This window comes from Streptomyces sp. NPDC033216, from assembly GCF_055577115.1.
Genome location: NZ_JBVIQK010000032.1, coordinates 26929 through 42241, shown reverse-complemented (window position 1 = coordinate 42241; position 15313 = coordinate 26929). Strand labels below are relative to the sequence as shown.

General features: G+C 69.2%; 15 protein-coding genes and 1 pseudogene. 10 read left to right on the top strand and 6 right to left on the bottom strand.

The window, feature by feature from the left end; genetic code table 11:
- Positions 1–40: 40 nt before the first annotated feature.
- The 4 genes from ACZ5Y0_RS33480 to ACZ5Y0_RS33465 all read left to right on the top strand — a co-directional run bounded on the left by ACZ5Y0_RS33480 (position 41) and on the right by ACZ5Y0_RS33465 (position 4353).
- A complete protein-coding gene (locus ACZ5Y0_RS33480; RefSeq protein WP_469132422.1) occupies positions 41–1387 on the top strand; it encodes an MFS transporter in 1347 nt (448 codons plus the stop codon).
- 50 nt (positions 1388–1437) lie between these two features.
- Positions 1438–2031: a TetR/AcrR family transcriptional regulator gene (locus ACZ5Y0_RS33475; protein ID WP_469132421.1), complete on the top strand. Its 594-nt coding sequence runs from the start codon at positions 1438–1440 to the stop codon at positions 2029–2031.
- Between the two features lie 85 nt (positions 2032–2116).
- Positions 2117–3283, top strand: a complete 1167-nt coding sequence (locus ACZ5Y0_RS33470) for an enoyl-CoA hydratase/isomerase family protein (protein WP_469132420.1) — start codon at positions 2117–2119, stop codon at positions 3281–3283.
- Positions 3284–3840: 557 nt separating this feature from the next.
- Positions 3841–4353, top strand: a complete 513-nt coding sequence (locus tag ACZ5Y0_RS33465) for a cupin domain-containing protein (protein WP_469132419.1) — start codon at positions 3841–3843, stop codon at positions 4351–4353.
- Between the two features lie 174 nt (positions 4354–4527).
- Here the strand turns inward: ACZ5Y0_RS33465 and ACZ5Y0_RS33460 are convergent, their stop codons facing one another.
- Together ACZ5Y0_RS33460 and ACZ5Y0_RS33455 are read right to left on the bottom strand one after the other, a co-directional pair.
- Entirely contained in the window at positions 4528–5067 is a 540-nt protein-coding gene (locus ACZ5Y0_RS33460; protein WP_469132418.1) for a YbhB/YbcL family Raf kinase inhibitor-like protein, read from the bottom strand.
- A gap of 220 nt (positions 5068–5287) precedes the next feature.
- Positions 5288–5983 (bottom strand): type 1 glutamine amidotransferase domain-containing protein, encoded by a 696-nt coding sequence (locus ACZ5Y0_RS33455; protein ID WP_469132417.1) that lies wholly within the window; start codon positions 5981–5983, stop codon positions 5288–5290.
- Positions 5984–6315: 332 nt separating this feature from the next.
- Between ACZ5Y0_RS33455 and ACZ5Y0_RS33450 the strand changes: the two genes are divergently transcribed.
- Entirely contained in the window at positions 6316–6933 is a 618-nt protein-coding gene (locus ACZ5Y0_RS33450; RefSeq protein ID WP_469132416.1) for a TetR/AcrR family transcriptional regulator, read from the top strand.
- Between the two features lie 97 nt (positions 6934–7030).
- Positions 7031–7179 (top strand): annotated as a pseudogene (locus tag ACZ5Y0_RS33445) (Bax inhibitor-1/YccA family membrane protein); the annotation flags it as partial.
- A 366-nt stretch (positions 7180–7545) separates the two neighbouring features.
- Here the strand turns inward: ACZ5Y0_RS33445 and ACZ5Y0_RS33440 are convergent.
- On the bottom strand, positions 7546–9477 hold the full coding sequence (locus tag ACZ5Y0_RS33440) for an N-acetylmuramoyl-L-alanine amidase (RefSeq protein ID WP_469132415.1): 1932 nt from the start codon (positions 9475–9477) through the stop codon (positions 7546–7548).
- Between the two features lie 839 nt (positions 9478–10316).
- Between ACZ5Y0_RS33440 and ACZ5Y0_RS33435 the strand changes: the two genes are divergently transcribed.
- On the top strand, positions 10317–10880 hold the full coding sequence (locus ACZ5Y0_RS33435) for a hypothetical protein (RefSeq protein ID WP_469132414.1): 564 nt from the start codon (positions 10317–10319) through the stop codon (positions 10878–10880).
- On the top strand, positions 10877–11137 hold the full coding sequence (locus tag ACZ5Y0_RS33430) for a hypothetical protein (protein ID WP_469132413.1): 261 nt from the start codon (positions 10877–10879) through the stop codon (positions 11135–11137). Before ACZ5Y0_RS33435 ends, ACZ5Y0_RS33430 begins: the two co-directional genes overlap by 4 nt.
- Before the next feature lie 306 nt (positions 11138–11443).
- Here ACZ5Y0_RS33430 and ACZ5Y0_RS33425 read toward each other — a convergent pair whose 3' ends face one another.
- The gene (locus ACZ5Y0_RS33425; protein WP_469132412.1) at positions 11444–12004 is read right to left on the bottom strand and encodes an SDR family oxidoreductase; all 561 of its coding nucleotides are present in this window, start codon (positions 12002–12004) and stop codon (positions 11444–11446) included.
- 88 nt (positions 12005–12092) lie between these two features.
- Here ACZ5Y0_RS33425 and ACZ5Y0_RS33420 point away from each other — a divergent pair, with 88 nt between their 5' ends.
- Positions 12093–12662 carry a TetR/AcrR family transcriptional regulator gene (locus tag ACZ5Y0_RS33420; RefSeq protein WP_469132411.1) on the top strand — a complete coding sequence of 190 codons (570 nt, stop codon included), beginning with the start codon at positions 12093–12095 and terminating at the stop codon, positions 12660–12662.
- Between the two features lie 405 nt (positions 12663–13067).
- Here ACZ5Y0_RS33420 and ACZ5Y0_RS33415 read toward each other — a convergent pair whose 3' ends face one another.
- Both ACZ5Y0_RS33415 and ACZ5Y0_RS33410 read right to left on the bottom strand, forming a co-directional pair.
- Entirely contained in the window at positions 13068–13832 is a 765-nt protein-coding gene (locus ACZ5Y0_RS33415; protein WP_469132410.1) for an SDR family NAD(P)-dependent oxidoreductase, read from the bottom strand.
- A 111-nt stretch (positions 13833–13943) separates the two neighbouring features.
- Entirely contained in the window at positions 13944–14564 is a 621-nt protein-coding gene (locus ACZ5Y0_RS33410; protein ID WP_469132409.1) for an ester cyclase, read from the bottom strand.
- A gap of 241 nt (positions 14565–14805) precedes the next feature.
- Between ACZ5Y0_RS33410 and ACZ5Y0_RS33405 the strand changes: the two genes are divergently transcribed.
- Positions 14806–15249 (top strand): VOC family protein, encoded by a 444-nt coding sequence (locus ACZ5Y0_RS33405; RefSeq protein WP_469132408.1) that lies wholly within the window; start codon positions 14806–14808, stop codon positions 15247–15249.
- Positions 15250–15313 lie beyond the last annotated feature (64 nt).

Below are 15313 nucleotides of genomic sequence, written 5' to 3'. Positions count from 1 at the left end.
CTATGAGGTGGTCCCCCGCGCCGACCCTGAGAGTGATCGCATGAGCTCCCTACCTTCCACACCTCAGTCCGTCTCGCCGGGCACGCCCGGAGGTCGGTCCGGAGCACACGCGGCTCCGCGACGCGGGCGGCTCGGCCCCGTCGCCTCCATAGGCGTGCTGGCGTCGATCCTCGTCTCGCTGCTGGCGGCGTCGAGCGCGCCGACGCCGCTCTACGCGATCTATCAGCAGCACTGGGGCTTCTCACCCATCACGGTCACGGTCGTCTTCGGCGTCTACGCGGTGGCCGTTCTCCTCTCGCTGCTGGTCTTCGGGAAGATCTCCGACCATGTAGGCCGCCGCCCCGTGCTGGTGGTCGCGCTGCTCGGGCAGGCACTGGCGATGGTGGTGTTCGTCGACGCCGGCGGAGTGGACGCGCTGCTCGCCGCCCGTGTCCTCCAGGGGATCAGCACCGGCGCCGCGGTCGGCGCACTGGGCGCCGGGATGCTCGACATCGATGCGCGCAGGGGCGGCTTCCTGAACTCCCTCGCGCCGACGGTGGGCACGGCGGGCGGCGCCATGGTCTCCGGGCTGGTCGTGCAGTACTTGCCCGCTCCCACCCGTCTGGTCTACCTGGTGCTGCTGGGCGTGTTCGTGCTCCAGGCGCTGGCGGTGCTCGCGATGGGCGAGACGGTCTCCCGCAAACCGGGCGCACTGGCCAGCATGGCCCCCGAGTTCAAGCTGCCGCGATCCGCGCGTGCGGCGGTGGCCATCGCCGCGCCCGTCATGTTCGCGGTGTGGGCACTGACGGGCCTGTACGCGGCACTGGGTCCGGCCATCGTGCGGACCCTGGTGCACTCCTCCTCCGTGGTGTGGGGCGGCCTGCCCCTGTTCGTCCTCGCCTCCTCCGCCGGGCTGGCCGTCGTGCTGCTGCGGCGGACGGCCACACGCAAGGTCATGCTGATCGGTATCGGCGCGCTGGTCGTCGGCGTGCTGATCACCCTGCTGTCCGTGGCCTCCGGCGGCGGCGGCGCCCTCTCCGTGACCGGGTTCTTCGTGGGCGCGGCGATCTCAGGCTTCGGCTTCGGCGGCGGCTTCCAGGGCGGCATCAGGCTCGTCGTCCCGCTGGTCGAGCCGCACGAGCGAGCCGGCGTGCTGTCCCTGCTGTACGTCATCTGCTACGTGGGCCTGGGCGTGCCGGCCGTGATCGGCGGCTTCCTGGTGGTACACGGCGGTGGCCTGGTGTCGACCACCCGGGAGTACGGCGGGGCCGTCGTCCTGCTGGCCCTGGTGGCACTGACCGGGCTGCTGCTGAGCGGCCGCCGCGCGGAGCGCCTGTCCGTGGTGCGACCGGCCGACCTGGCCGCCGAGACCGTACCCGGGCCCACGGCGGAGATGGCCCAGCGGTGACCTCATCCGAGGCGCTACAGTAGACAAATCTGTCTGAGTGAGGTGTCGAGATGGCGACCAGCAGGGCCGGGACCCGGACGCCGGCGCGGGAGCGACTGCTCCAGGCGGCCAACGAGCTGTTCTACGGCGAGGGCGTGCAGACCGTCGGCATCGACCGTGTCATCGAGCACGCCGGGGTGGCCAAGGCCTCCTTGTACAACACCTTCGGCAGCAAGGAAGGCCTCGTCTGCGCCTACCTGGACTTCCGTCACGAGCGCAGCCGCGAGCGGATCATGCGAGCCCTGACCCGCTTTCGCACCCCACGTGAGCAACTGCTCGGTGTCTTCGACGCACAGGGCGAGGTGTTTACCGACCCCGCGTACAACGGCTGCGCCTTCGTGCGGGCCACCGCAGAGGCACCGGCGGACAGCACGGTGCGTCGCGCCGCCGAGAACTACCGCGCCTGGGTTCGCGGCCTGTTCACCGAACTGGCCGCCGCTTCCGGCTTTGCCGAGCCGGAGGAACTGGCCCGCCGGTTGCACCTGCTGTACGACGGCGCGGAGCAGGCGGCACGGATGGACCGCGACCCGTCCGCCGCCACGACCGCCCGCAACGCCGCCGCCGCCCTCCTCGAGACGGCTCCCCTGGCCCAGTCACCGCGCTGACCGCTCCAGCGGGCCGGCGCGGAGCGCGCGCAGGGGCCGTACGCCGCCTCCGACGTCCGCGGGTGCGCGCGGTGACACCTCGACCGTGTCACGCGGCAGCGAGCACCGGCGTACGCACCTGCGACGTGGCCGGGCCGCGCGCCCGGTCGGGCGGATCGTCCGCATCATCGCTTCCTGCTCAGGGTTCGGCCAGGACCGGTTCTGCCCGCGGCTCGGACGAGACCGGTTCTGCTCGGGGCTCGCACGGGACCGGTCGACGACCACCGCGTCGCGCGGCGGCGTCCCTTCCCCGCACGACCGCGCCGCATCTTCCGGCAACCTCCATCGGGCGGCACGGGCGGCGGTGCGCCACGACGCACGGATGCTTGCAGCGTCAAGACAAGGGGCACGTCATTCTCGCCATGAGAGGGACGCAGCTCGGCGGAAAGGGCGTCGTAAGCTGCTGTACATGAATGCTCTTTCGCCGTTCCGGTTGTCCAAAAGGTCTCCCTCCTACTGGCGCGTCACCTTCGACATGCCACCCATCAACCTCGTCGACTACCAGGTCTTCGCGGCATTGGGAGACCTCGTCGATCAGATGGAATCGGACGACGAACTGAAAGTGGTCGTCTTCGACAGCGCGGATCCCGACTTCTTTCTCGCGCATTTCGATCTGATGCCCCCGAAGGAGCCGTACACGGGACCCACGTGGCTGGACGTCGCGGCTCGCCTGGCCCGTTCCCGTGTCATCAGCATCGCCTCCATCCGTGGCCGGGCACGGGGGGTCGGCTCCGAATTCACCCTTGCCTGCGACATGCGCTTCGCGAGCAAGGAGAAGGCCGTCCTGGGACAGCCGGAGGTGGGGGCGGGCATCACGCCGGGAGGGGGAGCGACCGAAAGGCTTCCGCTCCTGGTGGGGCGAGGACGCGCGTTGGAGATCATCGCAGGGGCCGACGACTTCGACGCCGAGACGGCTGAGCGGTACGGCTGGATCAACCGGGCGCTTCCGGATGCCGAACTGGACGCTCACGTGGAACGCGTCGCGACCAGGATCGCCTCGTTCGACCGCAAGCCGCTGGCCGAGGTCAAGGCTCTCATCAACCGTTCGACTCTCCCCGCCCAGGCCGACTTGACGGCCGGTCAGGACACTTTTCGCACATCCCTGACGTGGCCGGAGGCGCACGAGCGCATTCGCAGGCTTCTGCAACGGGGCATGCAACAGCGGGGAGAACTCGAGTACCACCTGGGAGAACGCCTCGCCGACAGTGACTGACCACCAGCGTGGTGCCGGCCGGCAGGAGCGGTGACGGGGTCGGCATCGCCGCCTCGGTCAGCCCGAGGGCGGTCGAGACCAAGATCGTCGCACAACGCGCCAGAGTGACCGCAGACCCGCCGTTCAGGCACCGGTCGCGACGCCTTCGAGAGGGTTCACCGGCGACGTCGGTGGACCCTCTCGGCGCGTGAAGTCGGCGTCAAACAGTCGGTTGACGCGACCGTCGTGCCGGGGGGAGAGGCAGTAATGCCCTGTTCCGGCGCGTTGCGGAGCAGTCGCGGAACCAGAACGAGTGGCCGTTCGACATGTCGCGGCGGCCCGGCAGCTCGATCGAGGGCGAGGACGGTCCGGGACGCCGATGCGACTCCCCCGGACGCGACGCGGGCGTCGGCCGGCGCACGTCGGATGGACGGCGCGGCGACGCCGAGCCACCACACGACGAAAAGCCGACAACAATACTTGACACAGCAATTACTTTAGGTTTCCATACTTCTACCTCCCTCCCGTGGCCGGTTCAAGCGCGGCCTGTCAGCTCAACCACCCATCCGGAGACGCTCATGAGTTTTCCGCTGAATGAGGTTGCACCCGACGATCCGACGTGGAACAAACGCGGCGCTCTCTATGTGCCGTCCGGGGAGGGCCCGACCGTGTGGGCCGCGGACGACATCTACACGGTCAAGGCGACGGGTGCCCAGACGAGCGGCAACATCGGCTTCATAGAGGCCACGGTTCCGGCTGGGGGCGGCCCTGTCCCGCACGCCCACACAGAAGAGGACGAGACCTTCTACGTTCTCGACGGTGAACTGGAGTTCGTGGACGGTGACCACACCTTCACGGCTGTGGCCGGTGACTTCATCCACGTGCCCAAGGGAATCCGGCACGGCTTCAAGAACCGGCGCATCCACGCCGCCAGGCTGCTCTTCATCTATACGCCGGCGGGCCTTGAGCAGCTGATGCTCGACCACAGCACGCCCGCCCGGCCCGGCGAGAGGCCACCGCCTGTCGACGACGACATGACCGCCCGTGCGGAACAGGTGATTCGACGGTCGAAGACCGTCATGCTTCCGTGAACCAACGGCCGGGCCGCTCCACGCACGTGTTCGTACGTGCCCGCTTCTCCGGGTGAGGGATCGGTCTCGTGGCTGCGCGTCCCCCGGTCGGAGCGTCTGCGGAGTCAGGTGACCGCCGCGAAGCAGCGAGCTCTCCGCCGCACCTCGGGCAAACGCCTCCAGCAGTCGTCCTGATCAGCCCGGGAGGCCGAACACCGGCGTGAGCGTGGCTCGCGCCAGCGCATGGGCGACGAGCCGGAAACCCAACCAGGCAGGGGTCGCCTCCGCGGTGACGTCGAGGACGGGAGCGTCCAGCGCATGCACGACAAACATGTAGCGATGCGGAGCCTCCCCCGGCGCCGGCGCGGCACCCAGGTAGCCGCGCCGGCCGGCGTCATTGATGAGCGTCTTCGCCCCGGAGGGGAGCCCGTCCCCTTCGGCGCCGCCTGCGCCGGCGGGCAGTTCCGTCACCGACGCGGGTATGTCGTGAACGACCCAGTGCCAGAAGCCGCTGACCGTCAGAGCGTCCGGGTCGAAGCATGTGACGGCGAAGCCGGCCGTCCCCGGCGGATGGCCTTCCCACACCAGGTGCGGGGAGCGGTCCTGGCCCGGGCCGCCGAAGATGCCGCTGGTCTGGGCCACGGCCAGTGTCTCGCCGTCGGCGATGTCTGTGCTGCGCAGAGCGAACGCGGGCACCGGCGGGAGCACGCTGTAAGGATCAAAACGTCCGGGCATCGCGTCTCCCCGCTGCTGATGCTGATGCGCGGTCGGGTGGATTCCGGTCATGATGCACGGTCGCGCGGATTCCGGTCGTGAGGCCCCGCACACCTGTCCGCCGCCTCATGCGGAACATGCACCTCGTCACCTGGCTCTCGGGAGGCGCGCTCCCTTCCCCGGGCGGCCTCCGGCACCGCGCCCCTGCCTCCGACCGCACGGGAGGCGCGATGGCAGCCCGTCAGGAAAGCAGTTCGAGCAGCCGGTCCGCGACGACGACGGCCGACTGCGGATTCTGCCCCGTGATGAGATTGCGGTCCTCGACCAAGTAGGGCTCCCACAGATCGCCGCGGCTGTACTCGACGCCGATCTTCTCCTTCAGCTCGTCCTCCAGCAGCCAGGTCGCCTTGGAAGCCAGTCCGACGGCCTCTTCCTCTGCGTTGGAAAAGCCCGTGACCCGGTAACCCCTGAAGGGCGACTCACCGTGGATCCTGGTGGACAGCAACGCCGCGGGAGCGTGACAGACGATGGCGAGCGGCTTGCCCGACGCGAGCTGCGCCGTCAGGAGCCTGCCGGCGTCGGCGTCCTCCCACAGGTCGGCCATGGGGCCGTGGCCTCCGGGCAAGTACACCGCGTCGTAGTCCTCCAGGCGGACGTCCGAAAGCTTGATCGGCCGTCGCATCACCTCGGCGGAGCGGATGATGGACTCCAGCTCGAGGGCGCTGTCCTCGCCGCCGGCCATGGAGGGCCGCAGGCTCATCATGTCGACGTTCGGCGTCACGCCGTTCGGTGTGGCGACCACTACCTCGTGTCCCGCCTCGGTGACCTTCTTGTACGGCAGCGCGAATTCCTCGGCCCAATAGCCGGTGGCGTACCTGCTGCCGTCCTTCAGGACCCAGTACGTCGCACCGGTCACCACGAAAAGTACCTTCGCCATGTGAGTAGCGCCTTCCTGCCCTTACGGGCAAGCGAATGGTTCGATCGTCCGTTTCGAACAGGTACACACTATTTGTTACTCCGAACGGATGCATCCGGGCACCCAGGCTCCGTCGCGCCAACCCGCATCGTGACGGGAGGAGCCCGGCGCAAGTGGCACGGGTTCTGGCCGCCGCCCACCTGGCACCGCCACCCGCGCCTTCGACGGGGTCGAGCCCCTCGAGACGTGGATCGCCCCAGAGGATCCAGTCTCACGCTTCCCGGAGTTCACGGGCGGCGTGGCCTCTGACGCAGCATCCGGCCATAGTAGACGGTCGGTCGTATACTTGGTGTATGGGACGAACAAGCGATGCCAAAGACAAGATCCTCAACGCCGCTCAGTCACTGTTCGAGCAGTTGGGCTACTCCGCTCTGAGCGTCGCCGAGATCTGCAGGGCGGCGGGGGTTCCGAAGGGCAGTTTCTACTACTTCTTCGAGTCCAAGGAGGCCCTCGCGCTCGCGGTGATCGACGAGCACTGGGCCGCCGAGCGGCGCGACTGGGAGCACATCCTCCATGACGACGTCGATCCCCTACAGCGGATGCGGCGCCTCGTCGAGGCCACCGAGGCACGCCAGCGGGCCGGTCAGGGCAGCTACGGGACGGTGATGGGCTGCATGTTCGGGAACCTCTCCCTGGAGATGAGCAACCAAGCCGACGCCATACGCCTGCGCCTCCAGGAGATCTTCGAAGCCGAGGTCGACCTCGTCGAGGGGGTCATCACCGAAGCCCTCGGACGTGACCTGGTGACGGTGACCGACGCCCGGGATGCCGCCCGGTCCGTGGTGGCACAGCTTGAGGGGCAGGTGCTCTTCGCCAAGCTGTACAACAGCCCTTCCCAGCTGACCGCGCTCTGGCCGAGCTGTCAGGCCCTGCTGGGTGTTCGCGACACCGCGACCGCGACCCGCTCCTGAAAGCCTCCCCCTGGAGGGGTGAGAACCGTTGCTTCGGCCGCACCACACCCGACGGCGCCCTCCCCTGCCCGACCACAGGAAGGCGCCCCCGGCACGGGCATTGCGCCACAAGCAGGTCGAGGACGCGCTCGCGTACGGCGCGCCGCGCGAGGATCGTGGCTGGCGGCGTTCGGCCTCACCACCACCCTGGTGTGGATCCATCTGGAGGTGCTGCGCGTGCCCACTCTTCTGCGGGACGACGCCTGAGCCGAGGCAGGCGCCGACCGTGACCTTCACCGAGGTGGCCTTGAGCAGGGCCCGGCGACTGCTCCGCCCGGAGGCGGAGGCCCGGGTCGGGGGTGTGGGCTCCGGGAGCTTCGGCCCTCCCACAGCGTTCCGCGCGGGCCCGGCTCAGGCGTCGTCGCGCCCGGTCGCCGTGACGCGGTCGGCCGCGTAGGAGCGTCTGCCGTCCGTCGTCGCCCGCACCGTCAGCCGGCGTCGCCCGGACGTGGAGCCGGAGCGCGAGGATCCATGACCCAGGATCAACCGTACCGCGGGAGCCCGCGCCCGCAGGGTTGAGGGAGCCGATCCGGGGGCTCCCCGAAGCGGCTCCCTCACCATGGGGACGGGGCCTCAGATGCCGCCGTCCTCCCAGTGCTGGGTCACGTTGGTCGCCGTGACGTCATTCGCGTAGACCAACGCCACACGGTGGTTGTACTGGACGGTGTACATCTTCCTGGCGCCGAGGACGACCGTTCCGCTGCTCTTGAAGTAGTCGTCGGTGACGGCCGCGGGCTGGGTGGCGACGTATGCCTGGCCCACCGGGACGGAATACATGCTCAGCGGGGCCTGCTTGGAAGGGCTCAGGCCGGCCGGGTACTCCGACGCGTCCGGGTAGCTCTGGCCGTAGACGGCGACCGGAGTGGCGCCGGCGGGCCGGACGATCTTCACACCGAACGTCCGCTTGGCGTTCTTGCCATCAGGGTTGTGGAACCACACCTTCGCGCCGCTGTACCAGACCGCGGTCCATTCGCCCTGGACCTCGGCGACGACGAACTGCTGGCCGGACTGGGCGGTGCTGCCCCAGTCGTTGATGCGATTCGTGCCGGCGCCGGTGCCGTGGATCGCCTGATCCCCGAAGAGCGGGGCCGTCTCGCTCGGCGCGGTGCGCAGATAGACGAAGTTGGACGCCTGCTGCTGGTCCGTGCAGGCGGTCGTGGCGCCGGTCGGGTCGTCGACAGGGCAGATCTGCACGGTTTGCAGGTTGTCGGCGAACGCCGGAGCGATCGTCACGACCGAACCCACGGGGGGGACTTCGTGCAGCCCGCTGATCGGGTGGCCGAGCAGCCGCATGAAGTGGTCCCAGTCCCACCCGTTGCCCGGGTCCCAGTGCATGCCGGAAACGTAGGAGTCCGCAGGTCCGGCAACGTTGTCATGACCCAGGACGTGCTGACGGTCCAGAGGTATGTTGAACCGCGCCGACAGGTACTGCACGAGATCCGCCGTGGCCTGGTACTGCGCCTCGGTGTACCACTTGGCGCCCTGTACGGCGTATCCCTCGTGCTCGATGCCGATGGAGTGCAGGTTCGTGGAGTAGTTGCCGGCGTGGAAGGCGATGTCCTTCGTCGGCACCATCTGGGTCACCGCACCGTCGGACGACCGCATCACATAGTGGGTCGCCGCGGAGGTGGTCGGCTGGGCCAGGCCGCTGACCCCGGCATCGTAGGAGGTTTCCAGGTCGTGGATGACGATGGTGTCGATCCGGATGCCGTTGGCGGGCCGGTTGGACACCTGGACGCCCGCCGGCGAGCCGGGTACGAACGTGCACTGCACGGTCGACGGGCATTCGGTGGCGGCGTTGTCCGACGCCTTCAGGTGCAGCCGGTCCACCTGCGAGGTGACGGGACGCACCGAGGGCACGGCCTCCACGCGGATGCGCTGGCCGTCGTGCGTCACGCTCGTGGCGCCGGTACGGATGGTCCTGAAGACACGGTCGGCGAAGATTACCGCGCCCCGCTCACGCGTCGACTGGCTGTAGCGGGCCACGGCGCCGTACCACTGTGAAGCGTCGGCCGACGTGCCACCGGCCACCGCTGTCTGGTACGAGGCGAGGAGTGCCGCGCCACCGCGGATGTTCGCGGCCGGGTCCTTGCGGAGGCTTTCCTCGGACAGGCCGGTCAGCTTGGCGGCGGCCCGCAGCGTGTGCAGAGCCGGATCCGCGGCCAGGGACTCGAGGTCACCACGGCCGGCAGCACCCGCGTCACCGCCGGCCATCATCTCCGGGGTGACGTCGGTGAGGTGCATGGGCCCGTAACCACCGTCGGAGCTGGGCAGCGCGCCGTGCGCATCCCACCCCGACTCCTGATACGCGACACCCAGCAGAACGCTGAGCGGAATGTGATACTCCGCGGCTGCCGCGGCGAAGTCCTGCTGTCGTGAGGTACTGGGAGCACCGGCTCCGGTGTCGGCGAGGGCGGTGAACTGCACCGCGGCCAGAGCGCCCGCGGCCAACGCGCCCACGGCAATCGCGGTGCGAAGTCGCAGCCGCTTCCTTCTCTTGTGCAAGAGCTGATCCTTACGCGAACGGACTGGGGATGAACGGTCGTCGGGTACACCACCACCCGCTTTCCGAGCGAGCAGTGGACGTCACGGGTCCGGTACGAGGAAGGCTCGACGACCGGTCGTTCAGGACTGCTCGGGCAGCGGGTATCGGCGTACGGATGCACACGTGTGCCGATCCCCCGCTCGTGATCCGAGCGAGCCCGGCCTCGCCGGTTCGTCGATCAGCGTCGTACACGGTGTGTTCCACACCCGGTGCCTCGACCGCGACCAAGGCCTGAGGTGATCCGCCTCCGAAGCCGGTCCCGGCGAACTGCACGCGAGTTCCGATGTCACACGTACCTTACGTGAGTCACGCGTCATCGTCGTCGCCAGGGTGGGTGTCTCGCGCCGTCGCCGAACTCGGCTCAGGTGTCGCCGGGCAACGGGCCGCTCGTACGGGTCGACGGGTCCGCCGAGGGAGACGTGGAGCGGGGCTGGTGCGAAAAATACCGAAGAGCCGAAACGCATACGGCCTGCCTGCCCGACTTACGTCTTCAAGGCCCGGTACTCGAGAAGTCCGTGCCGACACGCAAGTGCCCTTCCGCACAGGCACCGTCGGCAGCGACCGCGTCCGCTCGGTACGCGCACGGCCCGCCGGCCCGCGCACCCCGGCCTTCTCCGACAGCCCATGATCGGCGCTGTCGGCGGCCTGTCCGGGCGTGGGGCGACAAACCGTACTGATCGCGATTCCGGACACGCACTAGTGGACCGTCAACTTCCGTTTGTACATGACGACTTGATGGACTGTGCCCACCTGGCCGGGGTACGCGGACGTGTGACTCCACACGGAAGGGCCGACAACCGTGGAACGTGTCAACGCCTATCTAGGCAAACACCTGTGGCTACAGTTCGTGCTGTCGATCCTCTGCGCCAGTGCCCTCATCATGCTCCTGTACCCGGGGCACTCGGCGCTCTCGGTCGTCCTGCGCATCGCCGTCACCTCCATCGGGGGCATCGTCATCGTGCTCATCGGGCGGAGCAGGGAGAGGCGGGCGGCCGGCGGCAGCACTGACGGCCTCGTCTCGCTGGACAGGAAGCTGCGCAAGGGTGAGGTACCCGTCGACCCGAGTGAGCGCGAGGCGATGCGCGCTCTGGTCGCACAGCGCCTGCACCGCACACGCCACCGCGTGGTGGCCTTGGTGTTCCTCGCGGTCCTCTTCTGCTCCGTGACGATACTGACGGCCCTCACCTCGGGCTCCCGGCAGACCATTGGACTCGCTCTGCTCACAGTGGTCTTCCTCGCTTGGAGTGTCGGCAACGGCAACCTCCAGCATCGACGTCTACGCACCATGCAAGCCGCCCTCGACGGCGACGACATCCCGGCTCCCGCTCACCCCACCGGAAACAGGCACGGAGGCAACGCATGATCCCGCAGAAGGTACCCGGCGCATCCGAACTCGGCGATCTGGGGCCCGGCACCAAGCAACGATCTCAGCTACAGGCCCGTATCGCCGACATCGCGTGGAGCGCTCTCTGCATCGTCCTGGCGATCTGGGCGATCTGGGGCTCCGTCGGTGCCCTGCGGGACGAGGGGGCCTGGGCGCACGGCGTCGTGGCGTGGATCCTCCTGGCTGTCGCACTGACGCTGCGCTTCCTCTCCGTCCGCCGCCGGACACGCTTGTGAGCGGCGGCGGCCGACCCCCCCGGTGAGCAGCTCTGTCGGCCGGCCGGTGCAGCCGTCGGCCGCCGGCCTCCCGGTGGGTGGTCCTCGCCGGGCCGAGGGCATCCACGTGGCCGTGACCGCGGCTCGGGTGCCGTCGACCGCACCGACGGCACCCGCCGGCGCAGTCATCAGCCCTGGCGCCGGCGTGGCCATCGAAGCCGCGGATATCGCCTGCGGCTTCACCCGCGTCCACGCCCTGACGACGCCTGAGCCGCGCCCGGCCGTACGGCGTTCGACTCCCGGATGACACGGAGAGCGCGCGCTCGCTCAGTGCGCGAGGAGCTGCTGCCCGCCGTCGATGTCGTACGTCGCGCCCGTGAGTGCGTCGTTGCACATGATGTGCGTCGCCAGAGCGGCGACGTCCTCCGGGCCGACGACCCGGCGGATGGGCAGCGCGGCGCGCAGTTCCTCGCGGCGGGCTTCGATCCGGTCGCCCAGGAGCGAGGCGGACAGAGGTGTGTCGACGAAGCCGGCGGCGATGAGATTCACCCGGATCGGCGCGAGTTCCAGCGCCAGGTTGGCGGTGAGGGCCGGAAGGGCCGCGGTCAGCGTGGACGCTATGGCGAGGCCCACGCCGGGGCGTCGGGCACCCGTGCCACCGATGAACAACAGCGTGCCTGCCGGGCGGACCTTGTCGCGGGTGTACAGGGCGACGGCGAGGTTCATGGCCAGGCGCTCGGCGAAGTGCCGGCGGGCCTCCGCCAGGTCCATGTCGGCCAGGGGCATGTAGAACGGGCTGCCCGCCGTGAGGACAACATGGTCGATCGGCCCGGCCAGATCGCGGAAGAACTGCTCCAGACGGGGCTGCGTCCTCGCTCGGCGGTTCATGAGGGGCACCCGCGAGCGGATGTATGATGCGAATCATCCAGTTGCACCGTGATCTTGGTGCGCCGCCCGACGAAAGGCAGGGCCAGGTATGGGCCACTCGCAGGCGGAGAAGGCGGCGACCCGCGAACGGGTCCTTCGCATCGCCTCCCGCAAGGTCCGCACCGAGGGGCTCACCCGGCCGGGCATCGCGGACCTCATGAACGAGGCCGGTCTCACCCACGGCGGCTTCTACAAGCACTTCACCTCACGCGACGACCTCATCGCCCAGGCCGCCGCCACCGCACTGGCCGAGGGCGAGGCGAAGATGGAACGTTCCGCCCGCGAGAACGGCCAGGACCCCCGCGCCGGGCTCATCGACGCCTACCTCGCCTCCCAGCACCGCGACGCGCCGGCCACCGGGTGTGCGCTGGTCACTCTCGGAGCCGCCGCCGGACGCGGCGACGAGGACCTCAAGAAGGCCTACCAGAAGCAGGTCCACACGTACCTGGACCTGATCGCCGGCCTCGGGGACGGCACCACCGACGACGCCCGAGCCCAGGCGATGCTCACCCTCAGCGCCCTGGTCGGCGCCGTCCTCATGTCCCGCGCCGTGGCCGACGAAGGCTTCTCCGACGAACTCCTGCACACCGTCGCCGAGCAGCTCAAGAAGTCGGCCTGAGGAACTTCGCTGCTCGATCCGAGGGGGGTCGTCCGGCCCCGAGCGGGCAGGAGTCCGCGGAGTTCACGGCCGGGGCGGATGCCGTGGTCGTCGCATTCGGCCATACGCGATCCCCCCGGCTTCTCCGCCTGCCCGTGCCGGAGGCCCCGGAACGGGCAGGTGCGGTGGCGGGCTCGGATCGAGAGACCGTAACGGTCGGTCACGCTCACCGGCGCCGACACCCACACCGGAACCGTCTGGATGCGCGCGGGTCGGCGAGTACCAGCGTCTGCTCCTGCCTCGGGCGCGATGTGCGCCTGGGCCTACGCGCACGACCGCCACACGTATCTGTCCCGGTGGTGGTTCGGCACAGCCGACCTCGCCGGGACAGGACGCCGCTGTGTCCCAGCACGAGGAGCAGTCTCGTCACCAGGCGCTCGCACCGCCGTCCACCGCGTAGTTGGCGCCCGTGATGTAACCCGCCCGATCCGACGCGAGGAACGCGGCCAGCTCGACGATCTCCTCCGGGCGGGCGAACCGCTTGAGAAGCGTCTTGCTGATGATCGCGTCCCGGGCGGCCTGGTCGTCCCCCAGATCACGGTCGCTGGCCGGGGTCAGGACCGGGCCGGGGCTGATCGCCACCGCACGGATGCCGTGGGGGGCGCCTTCCAGCGCGAGCTGCCGCGTCATGCCGATGACGCCGGCGTTGGCCGCTGTGTGCGCGACCATCGGGGGTGTCGAACCTGCGATCAGACCGGCCTCCGACGCGACGTTGATGATGACGCCGCCACCACGAAGGACCAGATGCGGCCAGGTGAACTTCGACACGAAGAAGGGGATGTCGAGTTCACCGGCTTCGGTCGCCCGCCAGTCCTCCACCGAGAAGTCCGGCATGGGGCCGAAGCGCTGCATCGCCGCGTTGTTGTAGACCACATCGAGACCGCCGTAAGCGGCGGCGGCGTCTTCGGCCAACTGCCGCACCGCGTCCGGGTCGGTGAGATCGACCGGCGCGATGCCCGTCATCTCGCCACCCGCACGCCGTACGAGTTCGACGGTCTCCTTGTTGGCCTCGACCTGGATGTCGGCGCCGACGACCTGTGCACCCTCTCGCGCGAAGATGAGTGCCGCGACGCGGCCCATGCCCCCGGCGGTACCGGTGATGAGCGCTACCTTGCCCTCGAGTGTTCCCATGGAACTGCTCCTGGTTCTGATGTGCGCGGCGCCGGTGTGCACCGCGCGGGTGTGCTGGGACGGCGTCGGCCCCGGCCCTGAGCTGTGCCAGGGCCGGGGGCCCGCGCTGGGCTACTCGGCGCTGGGAGTGACGGTGCCGGGAGCCGTGTCACCGCGGAGGTCGTCCAGGAAACGGCCGAAGTTCCCCTCCGACCAGTGCTCGACCGACTGGCCGTGGCTCACGCGGTCGATGGAGATCCCGCTGAGCGTGACCTCCCGGCCGGAGGCGGGTATCCCGAAGACCGTGCCGGTGTGGACGCCCGTGAAGCTCCAGCGCGTGACGACCTTGCTGCCTTCCGCGATCTGGTCCAGGACCGTCATTTTGAATCCGGTGAGCCCCGCCTTGATGTTCAGATCGCCGTTGAGCCAGGCCTGGCGGTCCTCGGGCCCGTTGAACCCGTGCAGCACCAGGTCCTTCGAGATGTAGCGGTCGAAACCGGCGGCCAGGTCGCCGTTGTAGCTGGCGTAGAACGCCGAGGCGACCTGAAGCGGCGAGAGCTGGTGCCGGTGGGCCGCGGAGGCCGAGGAGGTGGGGTGGGGTGCCTGCCCCTGCGCCGATGCCGGGACCGCCACCGCGGTCAGGGCCGCAGCGGCGGCCAGGCCGGTCATGGCCCCGATCAGCCGCTTGCGGGGCTTCTGCGAGGAGGTGGAGTTGGGGTTCGACGCACTTTCAAGATCCTTGCGGATAGTCACAGATCACTCCTGAGGAACGGGTCGGGCGTGCCGACCTCGTCGATTTCCTTGACGAGTCAAGCATGTTCCTCAACCCCGACGGGCGTCAAGCCATTCCCGGGAGGGCGCACCAGTTGGGCCGCATTGACGAACTCCTTCATAACCGGCTTGACAGGTGATGAAACCGATGCCAAACTCGTCACCACTTCAACAGGTGACGCCCACCAGGGCGACACCTCCGGCCAGGAGAGTGAAAAGCACAATGGATCTGAAACTCGAAGTCGTGGTGCTGCCTGTGTCCGACGTCGACCGGGCCAAGGCGTTCTACGAGGCGCTGGGCTTCCGCCTGGACGTGGACTACATCGCCGACGACAGCTACCGGGTCGTGCACCTGACCCCTCCCGGCTCGCAGAGTTCGATCCTCTTCGGCACCGGGGTCACCACGGCCGCGCCGGGCTCGGTACAGGGGCTGCACCTCATCGTGGACGACATCGAGGAGGCCCACGCCGCCCTCGTCGCCCGCGGCGTCGACATGGGCGAGATCTTCCACGACGCGGGCGGGGTCTTCCACCGCGGCACGGAGGAGGGCCGGGTCAGCGGTCCGCACCCGACGCGCGCCAGCTACGGCTCGTTCGCCGCGTTCAGCGACCCGGACGGCAACGGATGGGTGCTCCAGGAAGTGACCACCCGCCTTCCCGGTCGCTGACCGCGATTCGACACACCGCCGGCGGACCGGGCCGCGCTCGGGGGCGAGGACACGAAACCAGTGA

Excerpts from the sequence above, each read along its gene's own strand:
- ACZ5Y0_RS33480 (WP_469132422.1), top strand. The coding sequence starts at position 41 with ATGAGCTCCCTACCTTCCACACCTCAGTCCGTCTCGCCGGGCACGCCC.
- ACZ5Y0_RS33475 (WP_469132421.1), top strand. The coding sequence starts at position 1,438 with ATGGCGACCAGCAGGGCCGGGACCCGGACGCCGGCGCGGGAGCGACTG.
- ACZ5Y0_RS33465 (WP_469132419.1), top strand. The coding sequence starts at position 3,841 with ATGAGTTTTCCGCTGAATGAGGTTGCACCCGACGATCCGACGTGGAAC.
- ACZ5Y0_RS33460 (WP_469132418.1), bottom strand. The coding sequence starts at position 5,067 with ATGCCCGGACGTTTTGATCCTTACAGCGTGCTCCCGCCGGTGCCCGCG.
- ACZ5Y0_RS33455 (WP_469132417.1), bottom strand. The coding sequence starts at position 5,983 with ATGGCGAAGGTACTTTTCGTGGTGACCGGTGCGACGTACTGGGTCCTG.
- ACZ5Y0_RS33450 (WP_469132416.1), top strand. The coding sequence starts at position 6,316 with ATGGGACGAACAAGCGATGCCAAAGACAAGATCCTCAACGCCGCTCAG.
- ACZ5Y0_RS33430 (WP_469132413.1), top strand. The coding sequence starts at position 10,877 with ATGATCCCGCAGAAGGTACCCGGCGCATCCGAACTCGGCGATCTGGGG.
- ACZ5Y0_RS33425 (WP_469132412.1), bottom strand. The coding sequence starts at position 12,004 with ATGAACCGCCGAGCGAGGACGCAGCCCCGTCTGGAGCAGTTCTTCCGC.
- ACZ5Y0_RS33420 (WP_469132411.1), top strand. The coding sequence starts at position 12,093 with ATGGGCCACTCGCAGGCGGAGAAGGCGGCGACCCGCGAACGGGTCCTT.
- ACZ5Y0_RS33415 (WP_469132410.1), bottom strand. The coding sequence starts at position 13,832 with ATGGGAACACTCGAGGGCAAGGTAGCGCTCATCACCGGTACCGCCGGG.
- ACZ5Y0_RS33405 (WP_469132408.1), top strand. The coding sequence starts at position 14,806 with ATGGATCTGAAACTCGAAGTCGTGGTGCTGCCTGTGTCCGACGTCGAC.